Origin of the sequence: Parabacteroides sp. TM07-1AC (genome assembly GCF_003480915.1) — a bacterium.
GTDB classification, from domain to species: domain Bacteria; phylum Bacteroidota; class Bacteroidia; order Bacteroidales; family Tannerellaceae; genus Parabacteroides; species Parabacteroides chongii.
In genome coordinates, this window is record NZ_QUKD01000001.1 from 336,242 (window position 1) to 356,887 (window position 20,646).

The window sequence follows — 20,646 nt, forward strand, 5'->3', positions numbered from 1 at the left end:
GTTTACTTTAATGCGTTATAGACCAAAAGTGCATTCCGGTTGACGATACGGTCACCGGCTTTCACACCGGATTCGAGGAAACAATCTTTTTCGGTCTGTTTGAATATGGTAACTTCGTTGGTTTGCAGGATATTGTCGCTGCCTACGCTTACGATATAATGCTTGCCGTTCTCGAATATGACGGCACGGGCATTTACGCGGGGCATTTCTTTCCCTTCCACTTTGCTTTGTACGTACACGTTGGTAAACATGCCCGGTTTCAGCATATAGTCTTCGTTTTTCAGTTTTACCCGTATGCTCATGGTTTTACTTTCGCTATCCAGCATGTTATATACCTTGTCTACCGTCCCTGTAAACTCTTTATCCCTGTAGGCGAGTGTTGTTATACGGACCGGAGCGCCTTCGTAAACCTTGCTGATATCGCTTTCGTAAACATCCGCCATCACCCAAACGTCAGCCAGGCCGGAGATGGTAAACATCTCTTCTGTCTGGTCGGAACGTATCTGCATATTCCGGCTGACATTCTTTTCGATCACGAAACCGGATACCGGTGATTTTATTTCGTAAGTGGAATGACCGGTCATATGATAAATGGAATAGACTTCACCGATACGTTTCAGTTCTGCCCGGGCATTCGCAACCTCCTGTTCTGCCTGTAGTTTGTCCCGTTCGGAAGCCATTCCGCTCCGAAACATATCCTCTGTCGCTTCCAGGTTCCGGCTTGCCAAGGCGAACTGTTGTTCCGCCTCTTTCCGTTGCTTTTCATAATCGGCCACTTCGCTGCTGTGTATGACGGCAAGTATATCTCCCTTTTTCACATAATCTCCTGTTTCGACATTCACCTCCGTGATGTTTCCGCCGAAAATAGGATACACATGTGCCAGCTGTTCGGGATTGAAACTGACGCGTCCGTTCAGCAACAACTCATCGCTCAAAGGGAGATTCTGAACAGTCTCAACCGAAACAACTTTCAGCAAACTGTCGGTCAGCATGAGAGGGGCCGGACCGTCTTCCGCTCCGGTTGTCTTTTTACCACAGGCCGCCAACAAAGGAAGCAGGAGCATTAATACGATACAATTCTTATTCATCTTATTTCTCATTTTCTTATTCATTGTTATTCGTTAATAGCTGAAAACATCACTGCCTGTCACCGTATTGATCTCTTCCATAGCCAGGAAGACATCTTTTCGTGTCTGATAGAGTTGCAGGCAAGTCTCCTTATACGCCTGGTAATAATCGATGAATTCCAGCAGACTGATATTACGTTTCCGGAAGTTCGTATTTACCCCGTCGATAATGGTTTCAAAGTCCCGTTCCAGCTCATAATTGGAGGAGCTATAGAGTTTTACGGCCTTTTCCAGCCGGGCATAGCTGGTAAAGAGTTCCTTTTCCGCCTGCTTGCGTGCCAACTCTTCCCGGTTGGTATTCTGCAGGACGGAGAGACGGGCAGATTTGATGTTTCCCTGGTTACGGTTAAAGACTGGGATCGAGATGCTTAAACCGATTGCAAAATAGTTATCGCAAAAGTTACCGGCACGATCGTAAGAACCTTTCAGACTGACTTCCGGAAATGCGAGCGACTTTTGCAGGCTTACATTGGCACGGGAAGCCTGTATATTGGTTCGTGCTATCTTCAGATCCGGACGTTCGGCTAGCCGGTTGTTCAATTCGACAAAAGGGACCGACGCTATATCGACCTGTTTCAGTACGGATTCGTCGAAGACAGGCTCAAAGATGTCGGAAGCATTCAGTCCCAGTAATAGCTTCATATCACCTTGCAACGAAATGAGCTGATTGGAAGTGTCGTTCCTTTCCTGCTGAAGGGATAAAAGAAGTGCCTGTATCCTGGACTTTTCCAATAATGAAACGTTTCCCTTATCACTCTGCACTTTCATGACTTCCAGCAATTGTGACAGGTATTCAATCTCCTTGTCATAGACAGAAAGTGACTTTTGTGTGTAATAAAGTTCAATGAATTTACTGTTCAGCTCGCTTCTCAATGTACGGAGTACTTCTTCGAACTGGTGGACAGCCATCTCCTTATTGAGTTTTTCTACCCGAACCCGCTTATTACGCTGTCCGGCAATATAGATCAGCTGTTCGATCTCGACAACAGCTTCTCCCTCTTTTCCCATATCGAAATACTTTCCGTTGAGCCGGTTGTAGACGTTCTGTTCAAGAGATATGACGGGATTCTCAAACAACTTTGCCTGGATAACCTCGGCTTCCGCCATATCAATGTTATAACGTTCGGCTATCAACTCCAGGTTGTTGGTAGAAAAGCGTTCTCCCGCCTCCTGCAGAGTTAGTTTTATAGATTGGTTTTCGACCTTAGCGCTGCCGTTAAATGCTTGTAAGATAAGTAATAAAAGAATGAATCGTTTACCCATTTGCCTTTGTTTTTTGGAAGCAAAGGTATAAGCCGGGCGTATTTTGACCTTATTAAAGCGATTAGAATACTCTTAATTGAAATTAGAAATTGATTAGAAGGCTTTCAGGGTTTTATTTTCATGTGATAAGGAGCTGCCGGTTGTTCTTTCGGCTGAAGATAAGGTGCCGGTTTCGGATAAATAAGTTCAAGCCAGCGTAAATCGATCGGGCCCGGTACTTCTTCGATACGCACACGGGCAATACCCTTTTTCTTGAATCCTAAGATTTCAGCGGCGGAAGAAGAAACATCTATGATTCTTTTTCTACGGTGCGGTCCCCGGTCGGTAACACAGACAATCACAGTATTCATATTATCCAGATTGGTTACCCGCAGATAAGTACCGAAAGGATACGTACGATGAGCTGCAACTAATTCGTCTTTATCATGTATGCGTCCGCTGGAAGATTTGCGGCCATGAAAACGTTCATGGTAATAAGAAGCAAGCCCCTCCTCTTGTCCCCACGCAACCCCTACGCTTTGTAAAGCGATGAAAAGGAGTATTATATGGGACAAGCGGAAGGGCATGTGCAAATATAATAACTAATTTGTATTTATTGAAGAAGCTGTCCGTTATATTCTCCGGTCAGTGTGTTCAGGAATGCAACGATCTTTGCCGTTTCCGCATCCGAGATGTGCTTGCCGATCTGGAACTCATGCATTACCTGGATAGCATCTTCGATTGTCGTGATCGAACCGTCGTGCATATAAGGTGTTGTCAGCATGACGTTACGGAGTGTCGGTGTTTTGAATTTATGACGGTCGGCTTCGTTTTTGGTAACAGCCCATCGTCCGTTGTCACCGTCTGTCAGACCTGTACCGCGATAATCGAAATAGTTATCTTTGATACCCATATATTCATATGACTGTCCGCCGAGATTCATACCGACATGGCAGGTGGCACATTTGTTGTCTTTAAACAGCTGATAGCCTTCCAGTTCTTCTGCAGTAAGCGCATTCTTGTCTCCGCTCAGATATTTGTCGAAACGGCTTGGGGTAAGCAAAGTCTTTTCAAATTCGGCAATAGCTTCCGTCACTGTCGATTCAGTGAAACCTTCGGGGAATACTTCCAGGAAGCGTTTGCTCAGTTCCTTATCTTCTGCCAGTTTAGCACAGATTTCATCGAATGAGACACTACCCATTTCTACCGGGTTCAATGGAGGTCCGGCAGCCTGTTCTTTCAGGTCGGCAGCACGTCCGTCCCAGAACTGTACGAAGTTAAGTGCGGCATTATAGACAGTCGGTGCATTGACACCACCGAATTGTCCGTGGATACCTTCGGAGAATTGCTTGCGGTCTACACCGGCAGTATTCAGCCCGTGGCAGGTTGCGCACGAGATTGTGTTGTCGCCCGACAGGCGGGTGTCATGATACAAATCAAATCCTAAAGCAACTTTAGCCGAATCGGTAGGAATAAAAGCCATTAGCGGCTGTACCGGTTCGTTGGCAAACTCTTCTGCTACCGTAGGTGAAACATAATTATTCTTACGGGCTTCTTTAGCCCATGAAATAATTACTTTCTTCTCGTCGTCATTCAGACTGGTGCCCCAATGCATCGTGTAATATTTGGCTGGAGGCATCGAACCGCTGAGAGCCGTGTTCTCTACTTTTGCCAAATCTACTTCAGAAACAGGCTGTCCGTTGTCAAGGGCGGTCAGCATAGCTGTAAGATCCAGATAATGTGTGCCTTCTTTCATGTCAGCCTGTACGACCGGACCGATAATCGGAAGTTTTCCGTAAAAAGGAACATTTGCAGTGGCTGAGTGACATTCCATACATCCGTTGTTGCGAATGATAGAGGCTACCTGCTTTGCTTTGTCACCTTCCAGTTTCTTATACTCGTTGGATGAGCAGGAAGGCATTGTCAAAGCCAATGTAAGCAGTCCGACAGGAAGTGCTGCCATCTTACTAAAACTAGTGTTGCGCATAATTATTGGTTGTTTAAGATTTGTTTAGTGCAAATGTAGATATATTTATTAATATGTGTTCACGATGCTGATAGGTTTTATTTATCGGAAGATAGGTAATCTTTATTAAGTGGATATTTTTATATAGCTTTGCAAGACTATGTATAACAATTAAAGCAAAAAGAAAAATGTTTAAGAACAAAGCTTTGTGGATTACACTTGCCATTATCGTGGTACTTTTATTTGCCGGATACTCTTGGGTGAAAGGTACATACAACACAATGGTTACACAGGATGAAGGAGTAAAAACAGCCTGGAGCCAGGTAGAAAATCAATATCAGCGCCGTATGGACCTGATCCCGAACCTGGTCAATACGGTAAAAGGATATGCAGCTCATGAAAAGGAGACATTGGAAGGTGTGGTAAGTGCCCGTGCCGAGGCAACCAAGACCACTATCGACCCATCCAACCTGAATGAGGAATCGATGAAGAAATTCCAGGCAGCACAGGGAGAGTTGAGCAGTGCCCTTTCCCGCCTGATGGTCGTACTGGAACGTTATCCGGACCTGAAAGCCAATCAAAACTTCTCCGAACTACAGGCTCAGCTGGAAGGTACGGAGAACCGTATTTCCGTGGAACGCAAGCGTTTCAATGAAACAGCGCAAACCTACAATACCTATATCCGCAGTTTCCCGACCAATATCCTTGCCGGTATGTTCGGGTTCCAGCCGAAAGCTTATTTCAGTGCGGAAAGCGGTGCAGAGAAAGCTCCGAAAGTGGAATTTTAATCCGATAAGTTCAGATAAAGAATGAGAAATCTGAATAAAACACTGACAGGCAAACGTCTGCAGGCACTGTTGCTTGCAGGCTTGTTTCTCCTCTCCCTTTTCCCGCAGCAACTTGCTGCAGCAAAGGACTATACGATCGAGACGATCCCTAATGTCCGTCTCTCGGACCGGAATAATCATGTGAGTAATCCGGACGGGATCATTCATCCGGAGGATGTCGGGCGCATCAACCGCTTGTTGCAGACCGTGGAAGACAGCCTGGGGATAGAAGTCGCCGTGGTTGCCGTGGAGAGCATCGGCGATAACGATGCCCGTATGTTTGCCACCGACCTGTTCCAACATTGGGGATTGGGAAAAAAGGACAAGGACAACGGTCTACTGATTCAGCTTGTCACTGAACCGTCGCAACGTTCCGTCGTTTTTGAGACCGGTTACGGCATAGAGGGTATTCTGCCCGATGCGATCTGTTACCGTCTGCAACAACGATATATGATCCCGGACCTGAAAGCCGGTGATTACAGTGCCGGTATGCTTAAAGGAGTCGCTGCCGTAAAAAAATATCTGATGGCAAGCGATTACGAACGCACTGCCATGACCGGAGGTCAAAACCGGCAGGCGGAAGGTGATGATCTTTTCCTATGGGTATTCCTGATCATAGCGATCCTCTTTCCTGCCGGAATCTTTCTACTTGTATCTATCCTCAAATACCGTCCCCGCATCTGTCCCCGTTGTGGACAAAAAACATTGGTATATGTGGGGCAGCAAGTAATACAAAGAGCGACTTACAGTTCAGAAGGATTGGCGGAAGATACCTACAGGTGTAAGAATTGCGGCTATACCGAAAAGAAAAGCCGTCATATCAGCCGGCTGAGACGCAGCACAGGTCCTGTCATCATCGGTGGCGGCGGACGAGGCGGGGGCTTTGGAGGCGGTTTCGGTGGTGGCGGCTCCTGGGGCGGAGGACGTTCGGGAGGCGGTGGCTCTATCAGTCGCTTTTAAGCGGTAGGCTGATTAATTTGAGCGAAAAGCTCGCCACTTTCGCCACTTTCGCCACTAAAGTATTTGATTTTTCCGTATTGTGTAAGTCTCTTGTTATTAATTAATTACAGATACGAAAGTGTTGCTCGGAAGCGATTTCAGGGACACCGGAGGGACATGTTTTTTCAAATGTTTCACGTCTGTCTGCTTGTTGATTCGTCCGACAGGGTTTTAAGAGTCGGAAAATTCCTGTATTCGTGTCCCTCTTAAAACCGATTTATGGGATGAAGAAAATAGTATATATTTTCCAATAGACTGATAGTCATTATGTTACAGGATTGTTTTGGCTATAAAAAACGATAGTGAAAATCAAATACTTTAGTGGCGAAAGTGGCGAAAGTGGCGAGCTTTTCAAGGTAAAAACGTACATATTACAGAGAAAAAGCTTACGTATTTTCAGAAAAATACGTAAGCTTTTCAAAATCCAAATTTCGTCTTACTCCTCGCGAATATAATATTCGGACAGGATATCCCTCACTTTTTCCGGAGTAATCCTACCGTATACCTTACCACCTATGGTCACTACAGGTGCCAGTCCGCAGGCTCCCACACAGCGCAGGCAGTCCAGCGAGAATAACCCGTCGTTAGTCGTCTCCCCTACTTTGATTTCAAGCTGACGCTGAAATTCGTCTAGCACCTTTTCCGCTCCGCGTACATAACAGGCGGTTCCCAGGCAGACAGAGATCGGGTACTTTCCTTTCGGTGTCATGGTAAAGAACGAGTAGAAAGTAACTACGCCATAGACACGGGAAACAGGGATATGCAGTTCGGCTGCCACTATTTCCTGTACTTCACGAGGGAGATAACCGAATATTTCCTGTGCTGCATGCAAAATGTTGATCAGTTCACCGGAGTCGTTATCATGCTCCTTACATACGGCCTGTAACTCCTTTATCTTTGATTGGGGCAAATGTATCTTTTCCATGCTTATTCGTCTTTATCGGTTTCCAAAAACATATTGACTACTTCTTTGCGGTCGAAGTAATGTGTATGCAGCAACTGATGCGCCCTGGGGCCGCAAGGTTCGCCCAGATATTCCTTATATAATTGCTGGATATAAGGGTTCTCATGGCTCTTACGAAGCGGCTTGCTTTCGTCTTCGCTGTAAAGGGCGGCAGCACGTTTACGCAAAACGTCCATCCTACCCTGATGGAACGGCTGGCCTCCGCCGCCGATACAACCACCGGGGCATGCCATTACCTCGATCACGTGGTAAGGCGATTTTCCGCTCTTCACCTCTTCGACCAGTTTACGGGCATTCCCCAGACCGTGGGCGATACCGATCTTGACAGGGACACCGTCGAAATTGATCGTCCCACTGCGGATACCTTCCAGTCCTCGCAGTTCTCTGAACTCGATTTTCTCCAGCGGCTTTTTAGTATATAGCTCGTAAGCCGTACGGCAGGCTGCTTCTATAACACCTCCGGTTGTTCCGAAAATAACGCCGGCACCGGTCGACTCTCCCAAAGGACGGTCGAAGTCGCTGTCGGGAAGTTCGTTGAAGTTGATGTTGGCATACCGGATCAGACGAGCCAGCTCACGGGTATAGATCGAAATATCGACATCCGGATTACCTTCGACGGCAAATTCCGGACGGCTGGCTTCATATTTCTTTGCCAGGCAAGGCATGATGGAGACGACAACAATATTCCTGCGATCCACTCCCAGCTTCTCTGCGAAATAGCTTTTGGCTATGGCTCCGAACATCTGCTGCGGGCTCTTGGCTGTCGACAGGTTATCACGCAGTTCCGGGAAATGTTGTTCTACGAAACTGACCCAACCCGGACAGCAACTGGTCATCATCGGCATTTTCACTTCCTGATCTCCCGATAGGTATTTGCCTAATCGCTGAAGCAATTCGGTGCCTTCCTCCATGATGGTCAAGTCGGCGGCGAAGTCGGTATCGAATACATAGTCGAAACCTAACTGGCGAAGAGCCGATACCATCTTTCCGGTAACCAACGTCCCCGGCTCGCAACCGAAATCGCGTCCGAGAGCCGTACGTACTGCCGGAGCAGTTTGTGCGATCACGATCTTGGTCGGATCAGCCAATGCGTCCAGTACCGGCTGCTGGGTGTTACGGCCGCTAAGGGCGTTCACCGGACAGACAGACACACACTGTCCGCAATAAGAACAGGTACTGCCGGCTATATCCCGCTCAAAGGCAGTAGAAACGGCGGCATTGAATCCGCGATGAACGGCTGTCAGGGCTCCTACCGTTTGAATACTGTTACACATGGTTTCGCAGCGGCGGCACATGATACATTTATTCATATTCCGCACGATGGAAGGAGAACGGTCGATCTCGAAAGTGGACTGTTCACCCTGATATCTTATCTCACGGATACCGAGGTCGTGGGCGATCGTCTGCAACTCGCAATATCCGTTACTGCTGCAGGTCAGGCAACCCGCCGGATGGTTGGACAGGATCAGCTCCATCACCGTTTTGCGTGCATTCATGACACGGGGAGTATGGGTTCTGACAACCATTCCCTCCGTACATTCCATCTTGCAGGATGGTGCCAGGTTACGGCGTCCTTCGATCTCTACCACGCAGATGCGGCAGGCTCCGGGATTGTTCTCGTAATTCAAGTCTTCGAGTTTCATGTGGCAAAGCGTCGGGATACGGATCCCCAGGCTTTTGGCAGCATCCAGGATTGTTGTCCCCTTGGCTACTTCCACCTCTCTGTTATCTATTGTTAGTTTAATTTTTTCCATATTCTTATCTGTCAACTGTCAATTATCCACTGTCAACTTATTTAGTGTACGTATATTGCATCGAACTTACACTTCTCTATGCATGACCCGCAACGGATACAGATATCCGAGTCGATCGTGTGAGGTACTTTACGGCTACCGGTGATAGCATGTACCGGACAGATGCGGGCACACATGGTACAGCCTTTACATTTCTCCGGATTGATAAAGTACTGGGTCAGTTCGCGGCACTGGTGGGAAGGACAACGTTGTTCGTCGACATGTGCCAGGTATTCATCGTAAAAGTTATCCATGGTAGAAAGGACGGGGTTGGGTGATGTTTGCCCTAAACCGCATAAGGCCGTATCCTTTATCACCATGGCGAGATTACGCAGTTTATCCAGGTCCTCGATGGTTCCCCTGCCCGATGTGATCTTCTGCAGCATTTCATGCAAACGCTTATTTCCGATACGGCAAGGGGCGCATTTGCCGCATGACTCTTCTACCGTAAAGTCGAGGTAGAACTTGGCCATCGCCACCATGCAGTCGTCTTCGTCCATCACGATCATTCCACCCGATCCCATCATGGAACCGGCAGCGATCAGATTGTCATAGTCGATCGGCAGATCCAGATGTTTCTCCGTCAGGCATCCGCCGGAAGGTCCGCCGGTTTGTACGGCTTTGAATTTCTTTCCGTCTTTTATTCCTCCTCCGATACCGAATATCACTTCACGGAGTGTCGTTCCCATCGGGACTTCGATCAGTCCGACGTTGTTCACTTTGCCGGCCAGGGCAAAGACTTTCGTCCCTTTACTCTTTTCCGTACCGATGCTGCTGAACCATTTGGCTCCTTTCAGCAGGATAACGGGGATATTGGCATACGTCTCTACGTTGTTCACGTTTGTCGGACAGCCTTTGTAACCGCTTTCACTGGGGAACGGAGGTTTAACCGTTGCTTCCCCGCGCAATCCTTCCATACTATGGATCAGTGCCGTCTCTTCCCCGCACACAAAAGCGCCTGCTCCATAACGTATCTGAATATCGAAAGAAAAATCTGTACCGAAGATGTTATCTCCCAGAAATCCGTACTCTTTCGCTTGTTCTATAGCGATCTTCAGACGTTCCACCGCCAGGGGATATTCGGCACGGATATAGACCAGCCCTTTACTGGCTCCGGTACAATATCCGTTGATCGCCATGGCTTCGACGATGGAGTGCGGATCGCCTTCCAGGATAGAACGGTCCATGAAGGCACCCGGATCACCTTCGTCAGCATTGCAGACTACATATTTCTGCGGAGCCTGTACCTTACGGGTGATATGCCATTTGAGCCCGGTCGGGAAACCGCCGCCGCCCCTGCCTCTGAGGCCGCTGTCCATGATCTCCCTGATTACGTCGTCGGGGGTCATTTCAGTCAGTGCTTTACCCAAGGCGATATAACCGTCACGGGCGATGTATTCGTCTATATTTTCAGGGTTGATGAAACCGCAGTTGCGCAAGGCTATACGTAACTGCTTTTTATAGAAGTTGATATGTTTGGAATCGAGTATCTGCTCATTCGTCTCCGGATTTACATAAAGCAGACGTTCTACTTTACGGCCTTTTATCAGATGTTCGTTGACGATATCGTCTGCATCTTCCGGAGTGACCTGCACGTAAAAAGTATTGTCCGGTATCAGTTTTACGACCGGCCCTTTCTCACAAAAGCCGAAACAGCCTGTCCGGATCACCTGTACACTGTCCTGTAATCCGTTTTGCCTGACTGCCTCCTTCAGGTTTTGTAGTATAAGCTCGCTCTGTGATGCACGGCAGCCTGTACCGCCGCACACCAGAATATAGTTGCTATATTGTGCCATTATGTAAGAATTTGTATTGGTTTTTATTCTGGACCGACCGAGTTATAGTTGACAGGTATGATGTCGTCTATCAGAATACCTTGTTTGATATAACTGGTAATGATCTCGTCCACTTTTGTTTTGTTGACGCGACCGAATACGAGCGGTTCCTTGCCGGGAACTGTGATCTCTACGGTAGGTTCTGCATAGCAATATCCCATGCAGCCTGTTTGAGTAACTAAGGCATCTACGCGTTCCCGGTCGAGGGCTTCGATAAAATAGCTCATTACCTCTTTGGCTCCGGCAGCGATACCGCAGGTCGCCATAGCCACCTTGATCTGAACCATTTGCTCGGGATTATTACTTTTCTCGCGTAAATCGAGGGAGGTACGTAAGGATTCACGCATCTTCCGAAGGTCATCTAACGTTTTTACTTTGTTCATCATCGTACACATTTAAGGTATTATTACCACATGGGTATGACGCAAACATACGTATTTATGTTCAATTTAAGGGTGTCTTTTGCGCAAAAAATATAAAAGATTTATTTGTCTTCGACAGCCCGTGTCTGAAGAACTTTGGAGTTTGGCGGAACGCTATGGGTTAACCAGATATTACCACCTATCACTGAGCCTTTCCCTATCGTGATACGACCGAGAATGGAAGCATTGGAGTAGATAGTAACATTGTCTTCAATGATCGGGTGACGGGGTACATCGACAGGCAGCCCTTCTTCATCCAGCGTAAAGTTTTTAGCTCCCAGAGTAACACCCTGATACAAACGGACATGGTTACCTATAATGGCGGTCTGTCCTACGACAACACCTGTCCCGTGATCAATACTGAAATATTCTCCGATCTGTGCCCCCGGATGGATGTCGATCCCTGTTTCGGAATGGGCCATCTCGGTGATGATACGCGGCAGGACCGGCACTCCGAGCTTTAACAGCTCATGCGCTACCCGCTGATGAAGAATGGCGTGTACGGCGGGATAACAGAATATGATTTCGCTAAGACTCTTGGCTGCCGGATCGCCATCCAGTATCGCTTTTACATCGGTGGATAGCAAATACTTGATATGAGGTATCTTATTTATAAAATCAATCGCTATCCGGGACGCACGGTCCTTCGAATCACAACAACGATCAACTTCGAAACAGAGACCGTTATATATCTGTTCTTGAAGCAGGTCATATATCTTCTCCAAATAGACTCCTGTATAGTATTGGATGGAATCCACCTGTGCCTCCTGCTCCGAACCGAAGAATCCCGGAAAGATCACTTTCCGTAGCAACAACATGACTTCACGAAGCGAAAGCACAGAAGGTGATGGCTTCTGATGCAGCGGAATATATTTATACTCCGGCAGATCGGAAGCCGACAGACGTTCCACGTTTTTCTGTATTTGGTTTAATATATCAGTTCTGTTCATGTTTAGTTATCCCATGCCGGGTCGTATGTCACTAATGTTTTTTGGTAATAATCCAAACTTAAAATATACACAACACCATTCAACATGAATAGTTCGTAATTCTTACTGCCTTTCGAATAAGCATAACGTTGATGCCACTCATCATTATCTATATTATATTGCCACATTACGCCAGATTCATCAATAACATATATACTTCTGTTATAAATAATGCCACTTGAAACATTGTCCATTTTCCCCGGTAGTTCTGTTAAACTACTCCAGCTGGTAAAATCTCCTCCGGTAGCTTTCCATAACCCTCGTCCTGCAATTTTATCTCCCAGACCAACGAAGACTTCACCTTCGCCTGAAACCAAAGCAATACCATTACTTAGAGCAACCGCGAACTTACCATAATTATACCATTTATTGTCATTTGTATTGTAACGACAAATGGTATCAGTTGGAGCATTATTTATGTTTCCACCAATAAGATAAATGTCATCTCCATAAGGGAAACAAACGGCTTTATTACGTATATTCCCATTTTCCAATGGAGCTAAATCTGTCCATTCATTGTTTGAATATGAATAACATCCGGTTATGTTCATAGCTAATGTGTTTCCTCCAAACAGATAGGCTGTATTATCCATTGTACATGCAGCCATGTTCATTGCTTCTATCGGGTAAGACTCAAAAAGCTTCCATTTGTTATAAGTCGGATTATATCCATACAGTTCATCTGTTCTTTTTGGACCTAAATCTCCTCCTACAACAAATGCTTGATCATCCAGTGTGAAAACCGTATAATTCATACGCCCACTGCCCTCAAATCCCGTTAGATTTCCTGAAACAATATTGGGTGTTTTAAACTCAACAATGTTACTGCCCTCTGTCCCATTCTCATTCGTTGCATAAGCTTTGACATAATACTTCTTTTCCCCTTTCAACGTAAAAGATACTTGAAATTTTTTATCTTTATCCAAATCTTCTCTTGTGAGAGTAACCTTTTGGTCGGATTCGTTATCCGGTCCCGGAGTGCTCGTCAACGAACAATAAACAACAATCTTTTTAACATCGGTTCTACCGTCATTCTCCAACAGACCACTGACTGTTACATTCCCGTCTTTCATGGTATAATTCAAAGATTCATCCATAAGGATAGTAGGAACATCTCTTTTGGCATAAAAAGCAATACTGTCTGAAGTATAGACAGGACCAAATTCATTTACAGCAAAACCGCGTACGAAATATTGTATTCCCGGCTTCAAAGAAGGAATGACACCTAAAATAAAGCCATCTTCGTTAACCGTACATTTAATGACTGAATCTTCAATGATATTAGGTCGATTCAAGTCTTTCACTGTCCCCCAGCAGAACCCGATAGAATCCAGCTCTCCATCACCTTTTTCAACCAATCTGGCTCTTACGGTTGCATGTGTATAATCTATCTCAATCTTTTCAAGCAAATCGAGTTTGGGATGTCCGTCCAATGTCGTGAAGCTTTGTTTATTGGTATTGAACAAGCCAAAACTATTTTCTACTATGGCTTCAACTGTATATTCCGTTTCCGGATCCAGCTCAGTTAAAGTATAAACAAATGTAGAGTCTGTCAGCATATCATTCATGTTGACATAAACCATTGAATCAGCCTCTGCATTCTTATGAAAACGGAAACCTACCTTTTTGATTTCACCTTCGCCTTTTTTCCTGATCGTACCTCCCAGCACGGCGGTCGTTGCTGTGAATTCTTTAATTTCCGAGGTGATAACTGATCCTATACCCTCATTTGTTGTAACATCTAATGTGTCTCCATATGCAATACCTCCCTTTTCACTTTTTGCGAATGGACTGATATGATAGGTTGTATCATTAATAAGCTCATTTATGGTAAGTTCATATGTACTTTTACCTTCTTTGATGGTAGAATCTTCCTGTTTTTGGATATCTTTTGAATCTTTCAGCCAATAAACGAAACCACGTTCAACAACCGGATCTCCATTTTCTTTCTTTATGGTAGCTTTTGCATGAATACTCGTGGCAGTAAAGCTGACATCTGCTTGTGTAAATTTCTCGAATTCCGGAGGCAAAACATTCTGCAGGTTAGTATCCATATCCGGCTCTTCCACACAGCCGGATAAACATATAGCAAACAAGGTGAATAATAGTAAGTATAGTTGTTTCATATTATTATCTTTTAAAAGAACATACCCAGACCTGCATTCAGGTCGACATATTTAAAGTTTAAAGTGTTGCATCCGGCACTGACAAAGAATGAACCGAATTTAACCATAAAATCCAAATCGGCAACAACACCAGTATAAGACTGATCCGTATTCTTCGCCCAAAAAGATTCTTTATTTTTGGAATCCGAATAAGGTATTGTGTTATATTCATACAATAGTTCTCTTTTCCCGTATCCCAGTCCTACGGAAGTATATAACCAGGGAGCACATTTAATGACCAAACCGGCCGATGCTGCTATATTATTAGATTTTTTCTTATTGGTAAATCGATATGCGGCATTATCAGGTATAGTGACCAATTCTTTATCTCCCCGACACTCATTCGTATAATTGTCAAACGACAGGTTCGTCCTGAAACGTGCATACCAGCCGAATCTTTTGCCAACACCTCCTACAGTTAATCCGTATGGCGCTTCAATAGAAAATGCATATCCGACGAAAAACTTCATCGGCTCTCTCGGCTTTTTCTCTTTGGCTGGCATATAAGTGATCACTTCTACAGGTTTGCGCAGCTCTTCGAGGCGATTACTCCAGCTTCTGGCACGCTCTTCATTGGCGAGAGTGCCTATACCCTCTCTGTAATAAAGTATCAATTGCGATATGGCAGTCGTATCGTTATCTATCGTCGCTTTATCTCTGAGACAATCAAAGCATTTACTCATCAACCCGCGCATGGATGAACGCATCTTTTTATTCAGCTTCCATATGGTAGTCAGTTGCTCGATGCTATACGAGTCACATTGCATAGCACCTTCTTCATACCACATTGTAGCTTTTCTATAATCCTGGCGGCGCATAGCTTCATCGCCTTTTCTATTGTAGTCAGGCTGCATCTGTGCCATCAAATGTCCCGGCAATAGAATTATAAATAAGAGAGTAAGTATTTTAAGTATCTTCATAAATTTCATTAATAATAACCTGATAAACGTTCACTAATCATCACACCTTTTGTATCGTAAATATCATACAATTCATCTTCTCTCAAAAATGCACTGTATCCTTGCTGTGTTCGATAAGCAGCCAAATACTTGCATTTGATACGCTCCTTTGCATCGGCATCTATAGCTCCATATTTTTGGTTATCCTTTTTCTGAACGATCATCAGATCTCCAAAAGGTTTTATTTCCTCATACATTGCTTTTCTGCCGGCAAGAAGTATTTCATCCTGTTTAACTCTGCATTCTCCTATAAGATCAAAAAGTTCGTCCGTTGTTTTAAGTTTTCCAGCTTTGCTGAATGCACTTCCGGCCTCCGAGATTTCTTCTGTCGCTTTCACAAAATCAGCAGCTTCACTGGATATTTGTGCTGCTGCCATTTTCTCTTTTCCGGTAGCGATCAATGTTTCAAATTCGGCATTGATCTCTTCCGCCGAAGGAGCCGGTGGTGTAACAACTGTTTTTTCAATATCTTTTACTACAGGCTCTTTCTGAGGTTTTACCGGTTCTGTGCGCGGAGTCGTAACCTCCGGTTTACTTACTGGCTTCTCCTCAGTTTCCTGTCTGATATCCGTGTTTTCAGTCTCGGCATCGTCCTTTGGCTCTTCTTTTACAACTTCCGAAGTGCTATTTTCTTCCGTCACTTCAGAAAGCATAGCTTTAGAGACCGGAAAACTATCTTTTTCGGGTGTAAAAGCTATGTTTTTCGTTTCTGTAGCTTTAGAACTATTACGTTGCACCAGAAGGGCTACTGCCGAACCTATACTTGCAAATATAATAATTAGTAAAGAAATTAACGTTGTTTTTCTTTTTTTCTTTTTGGAGACTGGAGATGCATCAACTGTATTTAATACCGTATTTAAAACAGTCTCATCCCCTTCATCCGTTTTCGACTGGGGTAAACGAGTTGTAAATAAAATAGTTGTTTCATCTTCCTCAAAATATTCAGGGGAAGATAAATCTTTCTTTATTTCCTCTTCTTTCATCTCCGGATAATCCAGGGCAGCCAACATTTCCGATACCGTCTGAAAGCGGTCTGCCGGTACAATTTCCATTGCCTTGATGATGGCGGCTTCTGTTTTCGGAGAAATAGCCGGATTCAATTTTGCCGGAGCCGGCAAGGGACGTGTCGCCCGGAGAATAGACTCTGTCGGTATCTTTCCCGTCAGCAGGTTATACATGGTTGCCCCCAGCGAATAGATGTCCGGACAAGGAGAAAAACTTTGCGTACCTTCATTGTCATATTGCTCGATAGAGGCAAAACCTTTTGATAAGGTCAGCATGGTCGTACTCGTTTCCTGCTGTTCGATATCATATCGTTTACTTACTCCGAAATCGATCAGACGTGCTTTTCCGCTTTGATCGATCAGTATATTGCTGGGTTTGATATCCAAATGAAGGATATTTTTCTCATGAACGAACTGAAGAGCCTCTCCTATCTGATGTACGTATCTGAGTACTTTCGCTTCCGGAAGTATCCCTTCCTTATCCATCATATACTTCAGACTATTCCCCGAAATATATTCCATAGCAATATAGGCCGTGTTATTTTCTTCAAACACTTCCAATACATTGACGATATGCGGATGATGAACATCAGACAATATCTTTGCCTCTTTGATAAGTTTTTCTTTAAACTTATCAAAAAGTGCCCTTCCTGTCTCGGAATGTACCTTGACTTCGAAAGATTCAGGATCTCTATAGCAGTAATCCTTGAAAAAATATTCTTTTACACATATAGGAACCTCTGTCTTGATAGTTCCTAATGGCCCTTTAACTTCGGTAAACCAAACGCCTCTGTAAGTTATACCAAAGCCGCCCTGACCAACTACATGCGTAAGCCGATATTTTCCATTTTGAAGAAGATGTCCGTTTGGCAAATTCATAACTTATAGCGTAACTCTTTTTAATCTGCCAAAATTACGTTATTTATATAAAAGAATAAAGGAAAGAGAGAATATTTTGTTTTATTCCGATAGATTCACCTACATTTTGCACGGGTAAAATATAAAAAGAAAAGTTATCCCGCGTCTTACCACAACAGGAAGCCATGATGGAATCTTTGATATCTTCCGGGTTAGTATGAGTCGAAAAGATAGAGGAAAGATCTTCATTTTTCAGCCTTTCCAGTACGCCGTCAGTACACATGAAGAAGTAATCGCCGGCCTGTACGTCCTTCAGCAGGATAACATCTGCTTCTGTCGGATGCTCTGTCCCTTGTATGGCACGAATAATAACATTTTTTTGTGGATGAGTCAGTGCTTCTTCTTTGGTTATTTTTCCCAGTTTGACAAGTGAATTAACCAAAGAATGGTCTTCCGTCTGATAAAGAATTTCTCCTTGGCGGAACTGATAAATCCGGCTGTCGCCTACATGAGCCAGTGTTACGCCTGATGTACCGACTGAGACCATAGTCAGTGTCGTTGCCATGCCTTTGGCTTCCGGGTGGGTATTCACATAATCGTCGAAACGTGCTTCTGTATATCTGATAGCTTTATTTACAAACTCTTCGGATGGTTCATCGTCCAGAAATGTAGAAAAGAATGTCTGGAAAGATTCACAGGCCAGCGAACTGGCAATCTCTCCTTTTTCTGATCCGCCGACACCATCGCAAACCAGAAATAATTTTTGATTGGAATTAACCATCTCCGGTAACGGATAGATTGAATCCTCGTTGTTTTGTCTACCGCCTTTCTCACAAACGGCCCAAGGCTTGCCAATCGTTATATTCATAGCACGAACAGATTTTATTCATTAAAGCGAAGAACTGTGTGCCCGATAATGATCTCGTCATTGTTCTTTAGCACGACCACTTCTCCATTTTCAAGGTAATTGCTATTATATAACGTATGGTTCTTACTATTATTGTCAGAAAGATAATGTTTATACCCTCCTTTAGGGTCTTTTTTTACTTCTATCCGTATATGTTCCCGACTCATTGATTTATCAGTCGTGATAATTCCTATTGTTGCGCCTGACGCATTGGACTTACGACCGATTACTGCAATACCTTCATAGAGGGGGAAAATCTGTTCCGGGGTGGCATCGTCACTAACTACCAAAAGCTGTCCTGTACTGTTCGAAACAGGATGGACCAGGATCGTATCCTGATCGAAATCTGCTCCCTGCTTCCCCAGTTGAAGCAAAGAGACAGGAATTGACTGTTTACACTTCGGACATTTAAAAGAAGTTAGATCGAGGGGAAGTTTCCCCTCGTCTACCTTTAATCCTACGTGACAATGTGGACATTTTACTGAAATCATATCATGAACGATATATCAGATCCGTCGATATCAGTAGAGAAAGCGTCATGTACGTCTGTATCGGACAATATAATGGTGTCATCAGATAATGTGATAAAATCCGAAACATCCATGCTATCGTCTTCAATCATAACGATACCAGATAAATCATTTTCTCCATCCACATCTACTACTACCGCATCATTAAATACGGAGTCGTCACTGTCTAGTGTAACGAATGTGTATTCCTCCTCTTGCATACTGGTTTGAATTAAAATTATTCTTTATGGAAACAAAAGTAGAAAAAGTAATGGATTAAATGAGTATCCAATAATCTCTTATAATCAAAGGTTTGGGTTTTATGTACAAACTGTCCGATTTGGGATACGAAACAACTTATTCACTGACCCACTTTGCTTTACAGGAAGAAACGGGACATTGCTTTCTGTTTCTCAATGATTCCCAGGGTATTTCTCCCAAAAATGTACCACATTTAGGGCATACATAGTCTATTTTGAACTGATTTGCAATGTCTTGCAGTTGTTGTGGCGTTTTGGAGGCTTGCTTTGCTCCCATGTAGATCCCGACTGTAGGGGCACAAATCGTTATAAATAGGCTTATTCCTAAAAATTCAGGACTTCCTTTACCCAAAAAGCCGATAACAACACCAATTATGCCGGGCAAAGCAAAAGGGAGAGACTGAAACAATCTGGTTTTAAACTGATTAGATGATTGTATCTTAACTTTTGCTTGAACATAATCATCGTACACTTTCTTTAGTGCAGCAAACTCTTCACTATAGTCGTTGTTGTATTTTAGTGCTTCAGACAGATTCAAGACATATCCTGTCCCCAGGATTATCTTATCTGTTGGTGTAACACGTTTTTTGACGATCTGTGAACCATTGACGAAAGTACCGTTCGTAGAGCTGAGATCTTCCAACAACCAACAGCCATGATCCTCACGAACCAGACAAGCATGGTGCCTGCTAACATGAGGATCATTTACTATAAAATCATTATCTTCAGCTTTACCGATTCTAATTTTCATCTTTAATTTCCTTTGGTTCTTCCGGTTTACCCATCTCCTTTTCCAGGGATTCTTTTAGCACTTTTAAAGGATCTTTGGATATTATAAGCTCTCTAGGTTTCCCCTCTTCTGTCAATAATAACAGTTTTTGCTTGGGTAAATTGATTTGCAGAATATGATTTTTATTTATGATATGACTTTTTCCTACTCTCATTAATATCTTGTTGCATCCGGCTACCTGTTTTTCGAGTATCTCTTCTATTTTACCTATATTAATTGCAAAGGTAAACTGGATTCCATTGGATAATAGTAATTTAGTATAATTTCTATCAGCTTCAAAGTAGAGTATTTGCCCTATCTTTATTCGTAACAACTCATCCCTCGTCTTAATTATTAAATACCGCTCCATACGTTGATATTGTTTTTTTATTTTCACCGAGTAACAAATATACGGTATTTTATCTTTATCCCGACTATATTTTATAAAGAAATATAAATGAAATATGGAATATTGGCTAATAATATTCTGTTTTCAAACTTGAATATGAGCTAATTTGGCAAGAATAATTCACCATTTAAATTTCAACAGCTCTGTAAATATAAGTTTCAATAAGAAATATAACTGAAAAATGAATACGGATCAAATCCCGAACAGAAGCCGATAAACACAAAAAAGGGATATTCTGTAATGAAATATCCCTTTTTGATAGAGTATAAACCTTAATTTAATTCTTCATTTTCAGATTAATTGCGCGTACTAAACGTGTCTGAATTTTCATTAACGTAGCCAAATCCTCGTTTTCGAAATCGATATCAGATATTTTAATCTTCTGTTCTATCACAACTTCTTCTCTCTTTGAACCATTTTCAATGTCATTCACCAACTCATCCAACTGAGCTTTAATTTTCTCGATCTTCTTCGAATAATTAACTTTACGTGCCATAAAACTTAATACATTAATGGATAATAAAAAATCATTTATGCAAAAGTAATTATAATTTGATAATAATGAAATATATGGTATGTTTTAAAGCAAAATAAGAAGGATATTCAAAAAAGAATACCCTTCTTATAATTACTTTATTTATT

At 43.5% G+C, this 20,646-nt stretch carries 20 protein-coding genes; 2 read left to right on the top strand and 18 right to left on the bottom strand.

Annotated features, from left to right (window positions below):
* Positions 1-2: 2 nt before the first annotated feature.
* The 4 genes from DXD68_RS01380 to DXD68_RS01395 form a co-directional block, all read right to left on the bottom strand.
* Positions 3-1,088, bottom strand: coding sequence for an efflux RND transporter periplasmic adaptor subunit (locus DXD68_RS01380; RefSeq protein WP_199715344.1), 1,086 nt, complete (start codon positions 1,086-1,088; stop codon positions 3-5).
* A gap of 33 nt (positions 1,089-1,121) precedes the next feature.
* The gene (locus tag DXD68_RS01385) at positions 1,122-2,390 is read right to left on the bottom strand and encodes a TolC family protein (protein ID WP_122359974.1); all 1,269 of its coding nucleotides are present in this window, start codon (positions 2,388-2,390) and stop codon (positions 1,122-1,124) included.
* A 104-nt stretch (positions 2,391-2,494) separates the two neighbouring features.
* On the bottom strand, positions 2,495-2,956 hold the full coding sequence (locus DXD68_RS01390; protein ID WP_122359975.1) for a septal ring lytic transglycosylase RlpA family protein: 462 nt from the start codon (positions 2,954-2,956) through the stop codon (positions 2,495-2,497).
* Between the two features lie 26 nt (positions 2,957-2,982).
* The gene (locus tag DXD68_RS01395; protein ID WP_122359976.1) at positions 2,983-4,356 is read right to left on the bottom strand and encodes a cytochrome c peroxidase; all 1,374 of its coding nucleotides are present in this window, start codon (positions 4,354-4,356) and stop codon (positions 2,983-2,985) included.
* A 167-nt stretch (positions 4,357-4,523) separates the two neighbouring features.
* Between DXD68_RS01395 and DXD68_RS01400 the strand changes: the two genes are divergently transcribed.
* Positions 4,524-5,123 carry a LemA family protein gene (locus tag DXD68_RS01400; protein ID WP_122359977.1) on the top strand — a complete coding sequence of 200 codons (600 nt, stop codon included), beginning with the start codon at positions 4,524-4,526 and terminating at the stop codon, positions 5,121-5,123.
* 21 nt (positions 5,124-5,144) lie between these two features.
* Complete coding sequence (locus DXD68_RS01405; RefSeq protein WP_122359978.1) at positions 5,145-6,122, top strand: TPM domain-containing protein; 978 nt, start codon at positions 5,145-5,147, stop codon at positions 6,120-6,122.
* Between the two features lie 475 nt (positions 6,123-6,597).
* Here the strand turns inward: DXD68_RS01405 and DXD68_RS01410 are convergent, their stop codons facing one another.
* From DXD68_RS01410 to DXD68_RS01475, 14 genes are all read right to left on the bottom strand, one after another.
* Entirely contained in the window at positions 6,598-7,086 is a 489-nt protein-coding gene (locus tag DXD68_RS01410; RefSeq protein WP_122359979.1) for a complex I 24 kDa subunit family protein, read from the bottom strand.
* Positions 7,087-7,088: 2 nt separating this feature from the next.
* Positions 7,089-8,879, bottom strand: coding sequence for an NADH-dependent [FeFe] hydrogenase, group A6 (locus DXD68_RS01415; protein WP_122360488.1), 1,791 nt, complete (start codon positions 8,877-8,879; stop codon positions 7,089-7,091).
* A 41-nt stretch (positions 8,880-8,920) separates the two neighbouring features.
* Entirely contained in the window at positions 8,921-10,714 is a 1,794-nt protein-coding gene (locus tag DXD68_RS01420; protein ID WP_122359980.1) for an NADH-quinone oxidoreductase subunit NuoF, read from the bottom strand.
* A 23-nt stretch (positions 10,715-10,737) separates the two neighbouring features.
* On the bottom strand, positions 10,738-11,136 hold the full coding sequence (locus DXD68_RS01425) for a (2Fe-2S) ferredoxin domain-containing protein (protein ID WP_122360489.1): 399 nt from the start codon (positions 11,134-11,136) through the stop codon (positions 10,738-10,740).
* 101 nt (positions 11,137-11,237) lie between these two features.
* Entirely contained in the window at positions 11,238-12,125 is an 888-nt protein-coding gene (gene epsC / locus DXD68_RS01430) for a serine O-acetyltransferase EpsC (RefSeq protein ID WP_122359981.1), read from the bottom strand.
* A gap of 2 nt (positions 12,126-12,127) precedes the next feature.
* A complete protein-coding gene (locus DXD68_RS01435; RefSeq protein WP_122359982.1) occupies positions 12,128-14,290 on the bottom strand; it encodes a Kelch repeat-containing protein in 2,163 nt (720 codons plus the stop codon).
* An 11-nt stretch (positions 14,291-14,301) separates the two neighbouring features.
* Positions 14,302-15,249: a hypothetical protein gene (locus tag DXD68_RS01440; protein WP_122360490.1), complete on the bottom strand. Its 948-nt coding sequence runs from the start codon at positions 15,247-15,249 to the stop codon at positions 14,302-14,304.
* Between the two features lie 8 nt (positions 15,250-15,257).
* Complete coding sequence (locus DXD68_RS01445; protein WP_122359983.1) at positions 15,258-17,171, bottom strand: serine/threonine protein kinase; 1,914 nt, start codon at positions 17,169-17,171, stop codon at positions 15,258-15,260.
* A gap of 43 nt (positions 17,172-17,214) precedes the next feature.
* Positions 17,215-18,018 carry a PP2C family protein-serine/threonine phosphatase gene (locus tag DXD68_RS01450; RefSeq protein ID WP_122359984.1) on the bottom strand — a complete coding sequence of 268 codons (804 nt, stop codon included), beginning with the start codon at positions 18,016-18,018 and terminating at the stop codon, positions 17,215-17,217.
* A 14-nt stretch (positions 18,019-18,032) separates the two neighbouring features.
* Entirely contained in the window at positions 18,033-18,548 is a 516-nt protein-coding gene (locus tag DXD68_RS01455) for an FHA domain-containing protein (protein ID WP_122359985.1), read from the bottom strand.
* Positions 18,545-18,787: a hypothetical protein gene (locus DXD68_RS01460; RefSeq protein ID WP_122359986.1), complete on the bottom strand. Its 243-nt coding sequence runs from the start codon at positions 18,785-18,787 to the stop codon at positions 18,545-18,547. Before DXD68_RS01460 ends, DXD68_RS01455 begins: the two co-directional genes overlap by 4 nt.
* 136 nt (positions 18,788-18,923) lie before the next feature.
* Positions 18,924-19,577, bottom strand: coding sequence for an FHA domain-containing protein (locus tag DXD68_RS01465; RefSeq protein WP_122359987.1), 654 nt, complete (start codon positions 19,575-19,577; stop codon positions 18,924-18,926).
* On the bottom strand, positions 19,567-19,965 hold the full coding sequence (locus tag DXD68_RS01470; protein ID WP_122359988.1) for a LytTR family DNA-binding domain-containing protein: 399 nt from the start codon (positions 19,963-19,965) through the stop codon (positions 19,567-19,569). The genes DXD68_RS01465 and DXD68_RS01470 overlap by 11 nt, the downstream gene beginning before the upstream one ends.
* Positions 19,966-20,281: 316 nt before the next feature.
* A complete protein-coding gene (locus tag DXD68_RS01475; RefSeq protein WP_122359989.1) occupies positions 20,282-20,500 on the bottom strand; it encodes a hypothetical protein in 219 nt (72 codons plus the stop codon).
* Positions 20,501-20,646 lie beyond the last annotated feature (146 nt).